Source organism: Acinetobacter sp. RF14B (genome assembly GCF_006864105.1).
Taxonomy (GTDB): Bacteria; Pseudomonadota; Gammaproteobacteria; order Pseudomonadales; family Moraxellaceae; genus Acinetobacter; species Acinetobacter lwoffii_C.
In genome coordinates this window covers 1-14,723 of record NZ_SMTB01000068.1, presented here as the reverse complement: position 1 = coordinate 14,723, position 14,723 = coordinate 1, and the positions used below count along the sequence as shown (strand labels likewise).

Sequence of the window (14,723 nt, the reverse complement as noted above, 5' to 3'; positions counted from 1 at the left end):
TGCGGCGCAACTGGCGGGCCTGACAGAGATCCCGGCAATTGTCCGTAATCTGAATGATCAGGTGGCGATTGCACTGGCGCTGATTGAAAATATCCAGCGTCAGGATCTGAATCCGATTGATCAGGCAATGGCCTTGCAGCGCTTCCATGATGAGTTTGGTCTGAGTCATCAGGAAATTGCCGATACGGTCGGTAAAGCACGTACCACCGTCAGTAACCTGCTGCGCCTGTTGACCTTGGCAGAAGAAGTCAAGGACTTTATGCAGCAGGGCTTGCTGGATATGGGTCACGCGCGTGCCATCCTGACCTTAAAAACCAAAGATCAACTGAAAGTCGCCGATATGGTGATTGAAAAGAGTTTGTCGGTACGTCAGACTGAACAGCTGGTGCGTGATTTCAATATGCCTAAAACAGAAAAGCAGAAAGCGGCAATCGCACCGGATATTCAGCAATTAAGCCAGCGTTTATCTGAACGTTTCAGTGCAGACGTTAAAATTGACTATAACCGCCAAGGTAAAGGAAAATTGGTGATCAGCTATCACTCTCTGGAAGAGCTGGATGGTATTCTTGCAATTTTGGGTGATGAATAAATAATTTATAATTTGTTTTTATTGGGGAATAAATCAGATGTGGGAATTGGTCAAAGCAGGCGGTTGGCTTATGCTGCCGCTGGTATTGTGTTCGATTTTTATGGTCGCAATTTCGGTCGAGCGGCTCATTCGCTTAAAAAGGAGTCTGGTACTGCCAAGCTCACTTCTGATAGGTCCGACACAGGGGGCAGATGAGGCCATCGAAAAGCTGCAGCAGAGTGCGACCTTAAAAAGCAGCGCATTGGGGCGGATCTTTAGTGTCGGTGCAGAGGCACGCGATCAGTCCGAGCAGTATGCCCGCGCGCAGATGGAAGCGATGGCATCTCAGGAAATCACCTATTTAGAAAAAAATATCAATTTTCTGGGGACTTTAAGCGCAGTAGCTCCGTTGCTGGGTTTGCTCGGAACCGTGATCGGAATTATTGAATCCTTTCTGATGATTGATATTGGCACAAACAGTGATCCGGTGCTGATGATGCCCGGAATTTCCAAAGCCCTGATCACCACAGCAGCTGGGATGTTGATTGCAGTTCCTGCGGTGTTTGCGCATCGTTATTTTCAGCGTCTGGTACAGGAATATGTCGCAGAACTTGAACAGCAGGCGACCTTGTTTCATGCTAGCTTGTTCTACCGCCATGCTTCGGATGTCAAAGAACACATCAAGAAAGCAGGTTAGGAGCAGGCGATGAAATTTAAACGCAATCAGGTCGAGGATGTGCATATCAATCTCACGCCGATGATTGACTGTCTGCTGTTTATTCTGGTGTTTTTATTGCTGTCTACCACGTTTAACCAGATGAGCCGGATGAACCTGACATTGCCGGATGCACAGGGGGTGCCACCGAAAAATTTTGATCAGAAAATTGAAGTGATTGTAGATGCCAATGGTCACTATGCGGTCAACGGTCAGTCTATAGCGAGTAAAGAAGCGGCTGATCTTAATACCGCAATTAAACAGATTTCGAATGAGCGCCGTGATTTAATGTTTGTGATTGCAGCGGATGCAAAAGCAAGTCATCAGGATGTTATTCGTGTCATGGATGTAGCAGGGCAGCTTGGCTTTGTGAATGTCAATATCAGTACGAAAGTACCAACTCGAGGTTATTAGTGAAGCACGATTTCAAGGTCTATCTTCGCCTGCTAAGTTATTTAAAGCCCTTCTGGGGAATAGCACTGCTTGTTCTTCTGGGTTTTACCATTAATGCGGCAACAGAGGTTTCTGTCGCCAAATTACTGGAACATATTATTGAGGCGATTGAAAATCGAGATCAGGGCTTTACTTCACTTTTCCCTTTCCTGGTTGTCATATTGATGTTCTTCCGTGGTCTGGGGCTGTTTCTGGGTGGCTATTATACGGCGGTCATTTCCCGTAATCTGGTGTTTAATATCCGGCAGGAAGTGTTTGCGAAATTATTGCGTTTACCCGCACAATATTTTCTCGACAATACCAGCGGCCATATTACGGCTAAAATCATGTATAACGTCGAGCAGCTCACAGGAGCCTCAACGGAAGCACTCAGAACCATCATACAGCAAGGTTTGATCACCATTGCCTTGTTGGGCTATCTCCTATATAGCAACTGGCGTTTGACCTTATGTATTCTGGTTTTTGGACCAGTCATCGGCTTGATTATTCGTCAGGCGGCCAAACGCATGCGCCGGCTTTCTCAGCAGGTGCAGGACACGATGGGTGATGTCAACCATGTGGTGCAGGAAACGGTCAATGCCAATCTGGTTGTAAAAGGTTTTGGTGGTCAGAGTTATGAGCAGGAACGTTTTCGCTATAATTCGATGGAAAACCTGCGCCGTGGTTTGAAAATGGTTGCGGTACAGCAGCTGAACAGTCCGGTTGTACAGCTGATCATGTCTATTTCCCTCAGCATTGTGATGTTTATTGCCTTGCGCCCAGAGATCCTACGCGACACTTCTGCGGGTGAATTTGTGGCTTATATTACCGCTGCCGGCATGCTGGCCAGACCAATCAAAGCCTTGACAGATGTAAATGAGAAAATTCAGCGCGGTATGGCAGCAGCACATTCAGTCTTTGACCTTCTAGATATGCCGGAAGAGCAGAATAGCGGAACGCTGACCGATTCATTAAAAGGCGAGATCCAGTTTGAAAAGGTCAATCTGATCTATGCGGATGGCCATCATGCAATTCATGATTTCAGTCTGAAAGTTAAAGCAGGTGAAACCGTAGCGCTGGTCGGGCGTTCTGGTGCCGGTAAAACCTCGCTGGTCAATCTGCTGGTCCGTTATCAGGAAGTGAGCTCGGGGCAGATTTTACTGGATCAAAAACTGATTACTGATTTTGAGCTCACCGCTTTACGCACCCAGATTGCGATGGTGAACCAGCAAGTCGTGCTGTTTAACCGTACTGTACGTGAAAATATTGCCTATGGTCAGCTGGAAAATGCCACGGATGCAGAAGTGATTGCAGCGGCTAAAGCGGCTTATGCACATGATTTTATTAGGGCTTTACCGCAGGGCTATGATACCCCTTTGGGTGCTCAAGGCTTGAACTTGTCTGGCGGACAGCGTCAACGTATTGCGATTGCCCGGGCAATCTTGAAAGATGCACCGATTCTGATTCTGGATGAAGCCACGAGTGCGCTGGATAATGAATCTGAATATTATATTCAGCGTGCTTTTGATCAGGCCATGCAAGGTCGTACGACTATTGTGATTGCTCACCGCCTCTCCACGATTGAAAATGCAGACCGGATTGTGGTGATGGATCAGGGACGTATTGTCGAGCAGGGCAGCCATGCCGAACTGATCGCGTGTCAAGGAGCGTATTATCAGCTGCATCAACGTAACTTCGAGGAGTCTTAAGTCATGGCTTTGGCACAGATCATTCAGGATGCTTGGAATGCACAGGCAAAGTGGCTGGTGGTGCTGCGTCCCTTGTCATGGCTCTATCGTCTGGGTTTTGTGAGCAATCAGTGGCTTTACCGCAAAGGAATCAAGACCAGTTATACGGCTCCTGTCCCGGTTATGGTGATTGGCAATATTACAGTAGGAGGGAGTGGTAAAACTCCTTTACTGATTCACTTGGTAGAGTATTTAACGCAAAAAGGTGTGCGGGTCGGGGTGATTAGCCGGGGCTATGGCGGGAAAGGTGCTTTTCCTGCTTATGTCGATTTAAATACTGCACCAGAGGTGGTGGGAGATGAACCTGCCTTGATTGTTCAGGCGACCGGTGTGCCGATGGCCGTAGGGCCTAATCGGCAGAAAAGTATTGAGCTTTTACTGGAAAAGCATGCGCTGGATCTGGTGATCTGCGATGATGGTTTACAGCACTGGGCTTTAAATCGTCAGATTGAGTGGATTGTGCTGGACAATAATCGCGGTCTGGGCAACCAGAAGCTCTTGCCAGAAGGTTATCTGCGTGAACCGGTGACGCGGCTGGAGACGGGTACCATCATTGAACATGCCGCCAATCCGACCTCTTCTTTACATATGCATCTGGCTGCATCACAGCCTTATCTATTGAATCAGGACAGTAGTAAAAGCTTTGATCCTGAAACTAATTTTTATGCCGTGGTCGGTATTGGTTTTCCACAACGTTTTTATCAGACGCTAAAAAGCCTTGGTTTGCAGCAGTTCCAGTGCCATGAATTTCCAGATCATCATGATTATGCAATTGAAGATCTGCAATTTGAAGATAATCATCCCATCATTACCACTGAAAAAGATGCGGTCAAAATGATGACATTGCTCCAGAAATACCCAGATTATCAGCGTGAAATCTGGGTGGTGCCGGTAAATGCGGTCTTGTCTGATGCCTGTTATTCGGTATTACAACAGCAATTGCTCCAACAGGGTATTTCCATTTCCTAAGGTTTATTTTCGATGAAACATATAGTCATTCCTGCACGATTTTCGAGTTCACGTTTACCTGGTAAACCTTTGCTGAATATTCATGGACGTCCCATGATTCTGCGTGTGGTCGATCAGGCTAAAAAAGTGCAAGGTTTTGACGATCTGTGTGTGGCGACCGATGATCAACGTATTGCAGAAGTCTGTCAAGCCGAAGGTGTGGATGTGGTGCTGACTTCAGCTGATCATCCTTCCGGTACGGACCGTTTAAGCGAAGTGGCTCGAATCAAGGGTTGGGCGAGTGATGACATCATTGTAAACGTGCAGGGCGATGAACCTTTACTGCCGGCACAACTGGTGAAGCAGGTGGCGCAGTTGTTAGAAGATCAGCCTGAATCTTCCATGTCGACGCTATGTGAGCCTATTTATCAGCTAGCAGAATTTAAGCGTGACAGCATTGTTAAAGTGGTGATGTCAAAACACAATCAAGCACTGTATTTTAGCCGTGCCACCATTCCTTATGACCGTGAGGGAGCCAAGCTGGCTGAACCAAAGCTGCATGATCAGGCCTATCGTCATTTAGGCCTATATGCCTATCGGGTCAAACTGTTGCAAGAATATGTGACCTGGGAAATGGGTGTGCTAGAGAAACTGGAATCTCTAGAACAATTACGGGTGCTGGAAAATGGACACCGTATTGCCATTGCGGTGGCTGAAGCCAGCTTGCCGCCAGGGGTGGATACCCAGGAAGATCTGGATCGATTGAATCAGATGGATCTTTCCCATTTTGCCTAAGAAGAGTCAAATACATGCCTTTTGATGTCAAAGCACAGATTTATCCATGGCAGCAACAGGTTTGGGAAGCGTTGACTGGCCGTTTTCCCAAACTGGGGCATGGGTTATTATTTTATGGGAAAAAAGGTTGCGGTAAAGAAGCTTTTAGCCAGCAGTTTTTGGCTTGGATATTGTGCCTGAATCGTCAGCCTGCCGGGGCCTGTGGTGAATGCGGCAGCTGTCAGTGGCTCAAAGCCGATACCCATCCGAATTATGTGCACATCAGCACGGATGAAGACAATAAAAAACAGAACGCCAAAATCAGGATTGAAAAGATCCGTGATCTTTTGCCTTTTGTGCAACAGACCGTAGATGGCTGGCGGGTTATTGTGATTGAACCGGCAGAGGCCCTGAATATTGCCTCTTCGAATGCCTTGTTAAAAACCCTGGAAGAGCCGGGTGAAAATATTGTTATTATCCTGCTCGCCGACCATTATCTGAAATTACCAGCCACAATCCGGAGTCGCCTGCAACACTTTGCTTTGGACCGGATTTCAGCTGAGCAGTTTAGGGCGTATGTGCAGCAACAATTGCCTGACGCAGGTTCAAGCCAGCAACAGTTGCTGATGAGCCTGTCAAATCAGATGCCTTTACAGGCAGTTGAAGTGGCTCAAAGTAGCTGGCTGCCTTTACGTCAGGAATTTCTGGCAGACTGGAGCAAACTGGTCACCCAAAAAAATATGCCGATGGCAATTGCGACCAAGTGGAATAAAAGCTTGAGTTTTGGTGAATTTGGTCAAATGTTTGAATACTTGTTGTCCGATTTGATTTGTGTCAAGCTAAATCAGACAGTAAAAAACATTGATTTGAACTTCGATGTGCTGGCCGAACAATATTCATTAGAAACACTTTTTAAGATTTATGAAGATTTTCAGCAAGCCAAGCGATATCTCGAGCAGAACGTACAAAGTAATCTGGTACTCGATGAATTGTGTATCAAACTGATGAATCTTTAATTAAGGGGAAACGATATGCAACCACGTATGGGCGGGATTATTCATGCCAATATAGCGGATCTGGAAACGCTCTTTGCCAGTTACATGCCTTATGTGGTGGGTGGTGGACTTTTTATTCCTTCCAAGCAGCCCGTTAAACTCGGTGAGGAGGTTTTTGTATTAACCACTTTGCCTGAACAAAGCCAGAAAATTCCGTTAACCGGTAAGGTGATCTGGGTGTCCCAAAAGCAAAATGGCCTCAAACCACAAGGCTTCGGAATCCAGTTGACAGGTGAAAAAGGCGTTTTTTTCAAAAATGAAGCAGAACGTCTGGTTGCAGGTCTTAAATCTGTAGGACGTAAAAGTTACACTATGTAGTTAATTTACCTTTGGTAGGAAACTCATTGTGTTTGTAGATACTCATTGTCATTTAACGATGCTTGATTTAACACCTTATGATGGTGATCTGGATCAGGCCCTTGCGCAGGCTCGTGAAGCAGGTGTATCAAAGTTCATGAGTATCTCGGTCGATCTGGATGATCATATCGAGCTGGCCAAGATTGCGGCGCGTCATGCAGATGTCGGTTATACCGTCGGCGTTCATCCTTGTGAAGAGGCTGCCACTATGGCGCGTGCCACCACAGAATATCTGGTGGAGCTGGCGCAGCCTGAAAAAGTTTGGGCAATTGGTGAGACTGGCCTGGATTATTATCATAGTACCGACTTTATTTCTGAACAGAAAAACTGTTTTGCCCGTCATATTCATGCTTCACAAATCGTGAAAAAACCGGTAGTGGTACATACCCGCGCGGCCAAGCACGATACAGTTGACATCATTCGTGCAGAAAAATCTACACATGGTATTTTGCACTGTTTTACCGAGGATTGGGCAACCGCTAAAGCTGTTTTAGACTGCGGTTACTATGTGTCTTTCTCTGGTATTGTTTCTTTTAAAAATGCCCAGGATTTGCGTGACGTTGCCAAACAGGTTCCGCTGGACCGAGTGCTGATTGAAACCGATAGTCCTTATCTGGCTCCGATGCCGTATCGCGGTAAATCTAATGAGCCTAAATACGTTCCTTATGTAGCCAAAGCGCTTTGCGATGTATATGATAAGTCGCTAGAAGAAATGGCTGAAATCACAAAGCAAAACTTTGAGAACCTGCTTAATTTAAAGTAAATAAAGTTAGATAAGAGACAAGAGAGTTATAGGGTGAAGATGGATCGTCAAGCTCAGTTTCGAGCAAGAGAAACCTTAATTTTTCAAGTGGCAGAGCAACTTCTGCTGGAAAATGGTGAAGCAGGCATGACTCTGGATGCACTTGCTGCGGAGCTGGATCTGGCCAAAGGGACACTCTATAAACACTTTCAAAGTAAAGATGAACTGTACATGCTGCTGATTATCCGTAATGAGCGCATGTTGCTGGAAATGATCCAGGACAGTGACAAGGCTTTTCCTGAACATCTGGCTTTCTTTATGCTGCACCATTTACATCATCCTGAACGTACGGTCCTGTTTCACCAGATTGAAGAACGACTTTCAACAACGGGTGTGGGAATTCAGCATCTGTTTAGCGAACTTTATCAGGTGCGTAAACAGCGTTTACGTCTGATTATCCGTATGACTGAAACTTATCTGGCTTCCATCAATAGCAGTATGTCGGTACGTGATTATCTGGCCTCAATCTGGTCACTGACTTATGGTGCGGCAGCGATTCTGAATTCCAGCTTCTATCAGCGTTATCTGGGTTCACGAGATACTTTGCGGGTCGCTTATATTGATCAGGCTCTGGCCTTGCCCAAACACGTGCATTCAGTCGGGCAATTGGTCTAAGGTTTGGATATGACCAGTTCTCCTTATCACATCCGTGGATTTACCTTAGTAGAACTAATGGTCGTCATTGTGATTATGGGAATTATGGCCTCACTGGTTTTGATAAATACAGGCGGGGTCGAGCAGCGTAAAGCCATGCAGGCGAGGGAAGTTCTGCTGCTGGACCTACAGCGTATTTTAAGAGAAGCCAATGATCAGTCACGTATATTGGCATTGACTATTCAGCCTGCGACAGATGTGACGCCGTTTCGTTATGCGGTCACAGAATATCGACCACAGACCCAGTCCACGATCAATGCACAAAAATGGCAGAATTATGCAGAATTTAAGCTGCGTAATTTACCGGAGCAGGTGTCTTTTCAGGTGCAGTCTCTGGAACAGCGTTATACAAATGCTCAGAACCCTGACCTGACTCAGGCAGATACGCCCAAGCTGATCTGGCTGGGCAATGGTGAAGTGAAACCGGTACGTATCCAGTTTTTTCTGGAAAACCGTGAAGTAGGCCATCCAATAGAAATTGATCATCTGGGTAAAATCAATGCCGGCTAAAGATTTCATGCATGGGGCGGTATTGAACCGAGTGCCGAAACAAGACCTTGCGGAGGCTCACTTCACAAGCACCGTTTCCAAAATGACTTGCAAAACAGGTGCGCTTCGCTCAAAGAAGAGCCGATTTCAGTCTGCTTCAGGTTTTACCTTGCTAGAAGTTATGGTGGCTTTGGCCATCTTTGCTACAGCAGCCATGACCCTGACCAAAGTGGCGATGCAATATACCCAGTCTACTGCCCATGCAGTACTTAGAACTAAAGCCCAATTTGTTGCATTGAATGAAGCGGCACAAATGGAAATCAATCAGGAGTGGCTGAGTGGAACATCTTCAAGGCAACTCACCCAGCAGGACGAAACCTGGCAGATTGATAAACGGAGCGAGCCGACCATTAGCCCCAATGTGCAGCGGATTGAGTTACAAGTTAGTCTCATTAATATTGAAAGTGGGCAAGTGGAATCTGGTATTAGCACCCTGACATTTTTTAATCACCGTAAGAATCCAGTACCATGAAGCCTCAAGGATTTACCTTAGTTGAGTTATTGGTCGCCATTACCATTTTTGCGGTGCTTTCTGCACTAGGTTGGCAGGTTTTTGATTATATTAATAAAAGCAAAGACCAGAATGCGATGCATGAATACCGTTTAAACCAGTTACAGGATACTTATCAACAGATTTTACGTGATACGGTGCAGGCGGTACCACTGACAGCCAATATAAATGGCCAGATTCAACCTGCACTGGTTTTACAAAATGGGCGTTTTAATTTTAGTAAAACAGGCGTAACTGATCCTTTGCAGGAAGGTATTTCGCCTGATGAACGCGTGGAATACCAGTACCGTTCAGAGGAGCAAAAGCTTTACCGTTTAAAATACCGTAATCTGAACCAGACCGGACGTGATCAGCCAGAATCCAGCGTCTTGCTCAATCATGTCGAACAATTTGAAATTTTAGTGCTCAATCCGAATGAGCTGACTCAATGGCCAGATTCTTCAGCTGATCTCAACCAGGTGGCGCAAAAACAGCGCCTGCCGAAAGGCATTAAAATCAAATTAACCGTCAATGGGGTGAATTATGAATGGATATTCAGCCTGCTAAATACAGATTTTCTGCTTGCTCCCCAAGGCCAACCATAATAAGAAATACAGATGAAGAAAACGATCGCGATTCAACAGCAGCAGGGTATAGCACTGATCACCATTCTGGTCATGGTAGCATTGGCTACAATTCTCGCGGCCACTATTGCAAAGCGCCAGACGGCCACTGCGGAAAGTACGGCTTATTTAATGCGCCAAAATCAGTCTTTAATGTATGCCAAAAGTGCAGAAGCCTTTTTTGCTGAGTTGTTGGTCGATGATGCTAAAAATGCGCCAGATGTAGACCATTTAAATGAAACCTGGGTTCAGCCCATGCCTGCTTTCCCAGTGGAAGACGGGTATGTCTCGGGGGTATTGCAAGATGAATCGGGCAAGTTCAACCTAAACAGTCTGCTTACCCAGGAAGGTAATGTTAATGAACATGCCAAGATGTGGTTTGAGCAAATTTTAAAGCGTGCCGGATTGCCTGAGCAGCTCAGTGAAGCGGTAATTGACTGGCAGGATGCCGATGATGTACCTGTCGGGCCTATGGGGGCAGAGTCCAATTATTACCAGGGCCTGCTAGATGCGGCCCTGCCTCCCAACACCAAATTTCATAGTGTGGAACAGTTGAAATTGGTACGCGGTTTTGAGGAAAATAAATATCAACTGATTGCCCCGTATGTAACCGCTGCTCCACTATCGGATAGTCCGGTGAATATTAATACCGCATCAGCTTTTCTTCTGGCCAGTATGGATGAAAAGCTGGATATTCATGGCATACAGCAAGTTTTGGAAAAACGTCAGGCAAATCTGGAGCATTTTTCCAGTGTGTCAGAGCTTTGGGCTATTGAACCTTTTAGTCAGGTCAGTGCAGATAAGCGTAATCTGGTCAATAATTTATTAGGCATACAATCTCATTATTTCAAGGCCCGGATTGAAGTGATGCTGAGTGAACGCAAGCGCCAGTTCAGCAGCGATTTAGTGCGTCAGGAACAGCAGGTTCATATCGCATATCGCAGCATGGCGCCGTTTTAATTTGACAGGTTAAAAGTGCCCAAGTCATTGTTCATCTACATGATCCTTTTTTCCCATCAGCCTGAACAGCAAAATTAATCCTTCTTTATCCACTTTTGGTCTATAATCCAAAGATATTCACCTATTTTTTGACGATATTAGGGCATATGTTAATTCGTAAGTTATTTAAATTTGAAAATGCTCATATTGTGCGTAACTGCACATCGGACCGCTGCAAGCGTTCGATTCATGGTCATAGTTATAAAGTCGAGTTACTGCTAAAAGCGTCGAAATTGGATCATGGTCAGATGGTCTATGATTTTGGTTTGCTCAAAGGTGTAATTAAAGACCTTTATGATTCTTTTGATCATGCCATTTGTTTCTGGCAGCAGGATGATCCGGAGTATATTCAGGCTTGCAAGAAGTTTAGTGCACGTTGGATCTCTTTGCCTGTATCGCCCTCTGCGGAACAGTTTTCCCGTATTTTCTTCTTTCTGGCACAGCAAGTGCTGGCCTCGACCGTCACCCAGAATGGTGAGGGGGACGTTGAAGTATATTCGGTAATTGTGCATGAGACGGATACTGGCTATGCACAAAGCTTCCTGGAAGATATTGAAAATGAGCAGATGGGGTTGTTGACTCTAGATCAGATTGAGTTTTCAGAGCAGGTACAGGCCGAATGGACTGAGCCGCAGATGTATAATAAACTGAAACAGGGAGTCGCCTTTCACAACCCGACTGTGGATTTACAGGTCAAACGCTAAAAGCGCAGGACTGACGCATACTGACATAGATTTAGGATTGAAGAATGTCTTTAAATGAACAGCAAATGGCTAAACTGAGTAAAGTTCAGTTAGATGAAAGCTGGAAATACGCTTTGAGTGATTTTTTGCTCGGTTCCAAAATGGATGCGTTAAAAGCGTTTTTAATTGAAGAGAAAAAAGCAGATAAAATTATTTATCCACCGAATCATCTGATTTTTAATGCCTTAAATACCACTCCGCTGGATCGGGTTAAAGTAGTGATTTTAGGGCAGGACCCTTATCATGGTCCGAATCAGGCACATGGCTTAAGTTTTTCGGTGCAGAAGGGCGTGCCATTGCCGCCTTCTTTACGTAATATCTTTCATGAATTGCACAATGATCTGGGGGTGGAAAGCCCTAAGCATGGCGATTTAACCCACTGGGCAGAGCAAGGGGTGCTATTGCTCAATGCTGTCCTGACGGTAGAAGCCAGTCAGCCGACTTCGCATCAAAAACGTGGGTGGGAAGAGTTTACCGATCACGTGATTGACATATTAAATGAACAGCGCGAACATATTGTCTTTATCCTTTGGGGCGCATACGCACAGCGTAAAGGACAGCGCATTGACCAGAATAAACATCTCGTATTAAAGGCTGCTCATCCTTCGCCTTTAGCTGCAAACCGGGGTGGTTTCTTTGGTTGCAAAGTGTTTTCAAAAACAAATAATTATCTTAAACAACATGGCATTGAGCCTATAGATTGGCAGCTGGACGCATGACTTACTCTCCTGTAAATAAATCTTATCATCCGGATTTGATTGTTGAAGAAGCGCACAACGGGTGGCGCATTGTTCGCTTGAATCGTCCGAAATCCTTACATGCTCTCGATGAATCGATTGTGACGGCATTGCTTGAAGTTTTTCAGGATTTTTATACGGATGAAAATGTAAAAGCAATCTGGCTGGATTCTACTACGCCCAAAGCATTTTGTGCGGGTGGAGATGTGCGCAAGCTACGCCAATTGGTCATCAATGATGAAGTAGCGACAGCCAATAAATTTTTTGAACAAGAATATGCGCTGGATCTGCTATTGCATAACTATGCAAAACCCATATTGGTATGGGGTGAAGGCTATGTTATGGGTGGGGGCCTGGGCCTGTTTATGGCTGCGCCATTCCGCTTGGTAACACCGTACTCCCGTCTGGCGATGCCAGAAATTAATATTGGTCTGTATCCGGATGTTGGTGCAACACGCTTCCTGGCGGATCGTGGCGCGATTGGCCTGTTTACTGGTTTGACCGGCTCGATTATGACAGCCGCAGGTGCTTATGGAATTGGCTGGGCAACGCATATCTGTGATGCCGCACGTGACACTGTTCTGAACAGGGTAGTGAATATTGACTGGGATCATTATCCGGCAGGCGATTTTCGTGCAATTGATGATACGCTGAACAGCATGCATCGTCCGGTAGGCCCAGGACCATTACAAAACTCACTCGATGTCATTCAAAGTGTTTGCCGTGGGCTAAACTTTGAGCATGATTATGAGTCGATTATCGGTTTAAGTGATGCGCGTAGTGACTGGTTGCGTCAGGCCAGTGAAAATCTGCAAAAAGGTTCACCGACTACGGCTGCATTGACCTGGTTATTGTGGCAATGGGGGAAGCAGGTACATTCCTGGAATGAAGTATTTGAACTGGAAACCCAGATTTCTGACTGGAAAATTCGTCATGCGGACTTTGTCGAAGGGGTGCGTGCCCGCTTGGTCGATAAAGACCTGTCACCAGAATGGAGCCAAGGAAGCGATTTAAGCCTGAAGGGAATTCTTTCAGCCAACCCTCCTGTCACGACGATTGAAAGTTGGAATGAATTGCTCAAGCATTATGGTGTGATCTGAAGCTGAATGTCTGAAACACACTATAAATATAAAGATGAAGACTGGATGCAGCTTGCCTATGAGCAGGCTGCATTGGCTGCCGAACAGGGGGAAATTCCTGTAGGTGCAGTGATTGTAAGTCAACAGCAGGTAATTGGACGTGGATTCAATGCGCCTATCTCCCTGAACGACCCTACAGCCCATGCCGAAATCGTGGCGTTACGTGAAGCCTGCCATAATCTGCAAAATTATCGCCTGCCCGATGATGCTGTACTCTATGTAACCTTGGAGCCTTGCACCATGTGTGTAGGAGCATTGGTACATGCACGCGTATCTCGGGTGGTGTTCGGAACGACCGAGCCGAAAGCTGGTTCTTTGGTTAGCGCCCGCAAGCTTTTTGAAACTGGGTATTATAACCATGTCTTTTCCTTTGAAGCAGGCTGTATGCAGCAGCAATGCTCCGAACAGCTGAGCATTTTTTTTAAGCAGCGCCGCGAACAGAAGCGTGAGCTCAAGCGACAAGAAAAGTTACGCAATACCCAAAAATAAATGAATATTATCCGCTAGAATTTTCTCACCTTAAAACAAGTCATACACAGGAAAAATAATGAACTCTATTCAAGTCAAAAAAGAATTTCCCGCATCTGTTGCTCAGGTTTTTGATCTGCTGTCCAAACATGCAACTTATAATATTGCCTTTGCGCCATTACAGGTCGAGCGTATTAAGGATTCTGCTGATGCTGAACGTCCCGATGGAGTGGGTTCAGTGCGGAGCATGGGAATCGGTCCAGTCAAACCGTTAAAGGAACAGATTACTTTATTCGAGGAGAATCAGCGAATTGAATATAAAATTGTTAAAAATCCTCTCATCAAGCATCATTTGGGTATCATTGAGTTTGAGGAAAAAGAGGCGGATAAAACCTTGGTGACTTATACTATCGAATTGCAGACGCGTGTTCCTTTGACCAGTAAATTGATCCTTGCACAGTTAAAAACTGGGATTAAACTAGGACTCGCAAAACTTGCAAAATCTGTTTAAACAACAACGGAAACGTAATGACAGTTCAAATTATTACTATTGATGGTCCAAGTGGATCTGGTAAAGGCACCTTGGCTGCGAAACTGGCAGACCATTATCAGTTTCATCTATTGGATTCAGGTGCCTTATATCGTCTTTTAGGGCTGTCATTGCATCAACATGGCTTGCTGGAGGAAATGGATAAGCGGCTCGCAGAGTGCATACAATCTGCAACAAATTTGGATATACAGTTTGTCAGCAGTATTGCTGGGACTCAGGTGCTTTTAGATGGCGAAGATGTTTCTCAAACGATCCGTACCGAACGGGTGGGGGAGTTTGCCTCAAAAGTAGCCGCAATTCCTGAACTTAGAGCAGCGTTGGTGGCGCGTCAACATGCTTTTGCACAGGCGCCCGGCCTGGTGGCCGATGGTC

20 protein-coding genes are annotated in these 14,723 nt (G+C 45.6%); all 20 read left to right on the top strand.

The genetic code is table 11. The features are described from left to right. Positions 1–589, top strand: a 589-nt coding sequence (locus E2K52_RS10425) for a ParB/RepB/Spo0J family partition protein (protein WP_151205063.1), incomplete at its 5' end; no start/stop codon positions are given. 37 nt (positions 590–626) lie between these two features. After that, positions 627–1,265, top strand: a complete 639-nt coding sequence (locus E2K52_RS10420; RefSeq protein ID WP_151205062.1) for a MotA/TolQ/ExbB proton channel family protein — start codon at positions 627–629, stop codon at positions 1,263–1,265. A gap of 9 nt (positions 1,266–1,274) precedes the next feature. Further along, on the top strand, positions 1,275–1,697 hold the full coding sequence (locus E2K52_RS10415; protein WP_151205061.1) for an ExbD/TolR family protein: 423 nt from the start codon (positions 1,275–1,277) through the stop codon (positions 1,695–1,697). Beyond that, positions 1,697–3,424, top strand: coding sequence for a lipid A export permease/ATP-binding protein MsbA (msbA, locus tag E2K52_RS10410; RefSeq protein ID WP_151205060.1), 1,728 nt, complete (start codon positions 1,697–1,699; stop codon positions 3,422–3,424). Before E2K52_RS10415 ends, msbA begins: the two co-directional genes overlap by 1 nt. 3 nt (positions 3,425–3,427) lie before the next feature. After that, positions 3,428–4,432, top strand: a complete 1,005-nt coding sequence (gene lpxK / locus E2K52_RS10405; protein WP_151205059.1) for a tetraacyldisaccharide 4'-kinase — start codon at positions 3,428–3,430, stop codon at positions 4,430–4,432. Between the two features lie 12 nt (positions 4,433–4,444). Next, complete coding sequence (gene kdsB, locus E2K52_RS10400) at positions 4,445–5,206, top strand: 3-deoxy-manno-octulosonate cytidylyltransferase (protein ID WP_151205058.1); 762 nt, start codon at positions 4,445–4,447, stop codon at positions 5,204–5,206. A gap of 14 nt (positions 5,207–5,220) precedes the next feature. Further along, positions 5,221–6,201: a DNA polymerase III subunit delta' gene (locus E2K52_RS10395; RefSeq protein WP_151205057.1), complete on the top strand. Its 981-nt coding sequence runs from the start codon at positions 5,221–5,223 to the stop codon at positions 6,199–6,201. A 15-nt stretch (positions 6,202–6,216) separates the two neighbouring features. Then, complete coding sequence (locus tag E2K52_RS10390) at positions 6,217–6,558, top strand: PilZ domain-containing protein (protein WP_151205056.1); 342 nt, start codon at positions 6,217–6,219, stop codon at positions 6,556–6,558. A gap of 28 nt (positions 6,559–6,586) precedes the next feature. Next, positions 6,587–7,360 carry a TatD family hydrolase gene (locus E2K52_RS10385; RefSeq protein ID WP_151205055.1) on the top strand — a complete coding sequence of 258 codons (774 nt, stop codon included), beginning with the start codon at positions 6,587–6,589 and terminating at the stop codon, positions 7,358–7,360. Positions 7,361–7,399: 39 nt separating this feature from the next. Beyond that, the gene (locus E2K52_RS10380) at positions 7,400–8,014 is read left to right on the top strand and encodes a TetR/AcrR family transcriptional regulator (RefSeq protein ID WP_151205054.1); all 615 of its coding nucleotides are present in this window, start codon (positions 7,400–7,402) and stop codon (positions 8,012–8,014) included. 9 nt (positions 8,015–8,023) lie between these two features. Next, entirely contained in the window at positions 8,024–8,563 is a 540-nt protein-coding gene (locus E2K52_RS10375; protein ID WP_151205053.1) for a Tfp pilus assembly protein FimT/FimU, read from the top strand. Between the two features lie 82 nt (positions 8,564–8,645). After that, entirely contained in the window at positions 8,646–9,074 is a 429-nt protein-coding gene (gene gspI, locus E2K52_RS10370) for a type II secretion system minor pseudopilin GspI (RefSeq protein ID WP_161981136.1), read from the top strand. Continuing rightward, positions 9,071–9,697 carry a type II secretion system minor pseudopilin GspJ gene (gspJ, locus tag E2K52_RS10365; protein WP_151205052.1) on the top strand — a complete coding sequence of 209 codons (627 nt, stop codon included), beginning with the start codon at positions 9,071–9,073 and terminating at the stop codon, positions 9,695–9,697. Before gspI ends, gspJ begins: the two co-directional genes overlap by 4 nt. Before the next feature lie 12 nt (positions 9,698–9,709). Beyond that, positions 9,710–10,675, top strand: coding sequence for a type II secretion system minor pseudopilin GspK (gene gspK, locus E2K52_RS10360; protein WP_413772994.1), 966 nt, complete (start codon positions 9,710–9,712; stop codon positions 10,673–10,675). A 146-nt stretch (positions 10,676–10,821) separates the two neighbouring features. Continuing rightward, the gene (locus E2K52_RS10355) at positions 10,822–11,418 is read left to right on the top strand and encodes a 6-pyruvoyl trahydropterin synthase family protein (RefSeq protein WP_151205051.1); all 597 of its coding nucleotides are present in this window, start codon (positions 10,822–10,824) and stop codon (positions 11,416–11,418) included. Between the two features lie 44 nt (positions 11,419–11,462). Further along, positions 11,463–12,176 (top strand): uracil-DNA glycosylase, encoded by a 714-nt coding sequence (gene ung / locus E2K52_RS10350; RefSeq protein ID WP_151205050.1) that lies wholly within the window; start codon positions 11,463–11,465, stop codon positions 12,174–12,176. Beyond that, positions 12,173–13,294, top strand: coding sequence for an enoyl-CoA hydratase/isomerase family protein (locus E2K52_RS10345; RefSeq protein WP_151205049.1), 1,122 nt, complete (start codon positions 12,173–12,175; stop codon positions 13,292–13,294). Before ung ends, E2K52_RS10345 begins: the two co-directional genes overlap by 4 nt. 6 nt (positions 13,295–13,300) lie before the next feature. Beyond that, positions 13,301–13,822, top strand: a complete 522-nt coding sequence (tadA, locus tag E2K52_RS10340) for a tRNA adenosine(34) deaminase TadA (protein WP_151205048.1) — start codon at positions 13,301–13,303, stop codon at positions 13,820–13,822. A gap of 58 nt (positions 13,823–13,880) precedes the next feature. Next, positions 13,881–14,312: an SRPBCC family protein gene (locus E2K52_RS10335; protein ID WP_151205047.1), complete on the top strand. Its 432-nt coding sequence runs from the start codon at positions 13,881–13,883 to the stop codon at positions 14,310–14,312. Between the two features lie 17 nt (positions 14,313–14,329). After that, a partial coding sequence (locus tag E2K52_RS10330; protein ID WP_171478845.1) for a (d)CMP kinase occupies positions 14,330–14,723 on the top strand: 394 nt, incomplete at its 3' end.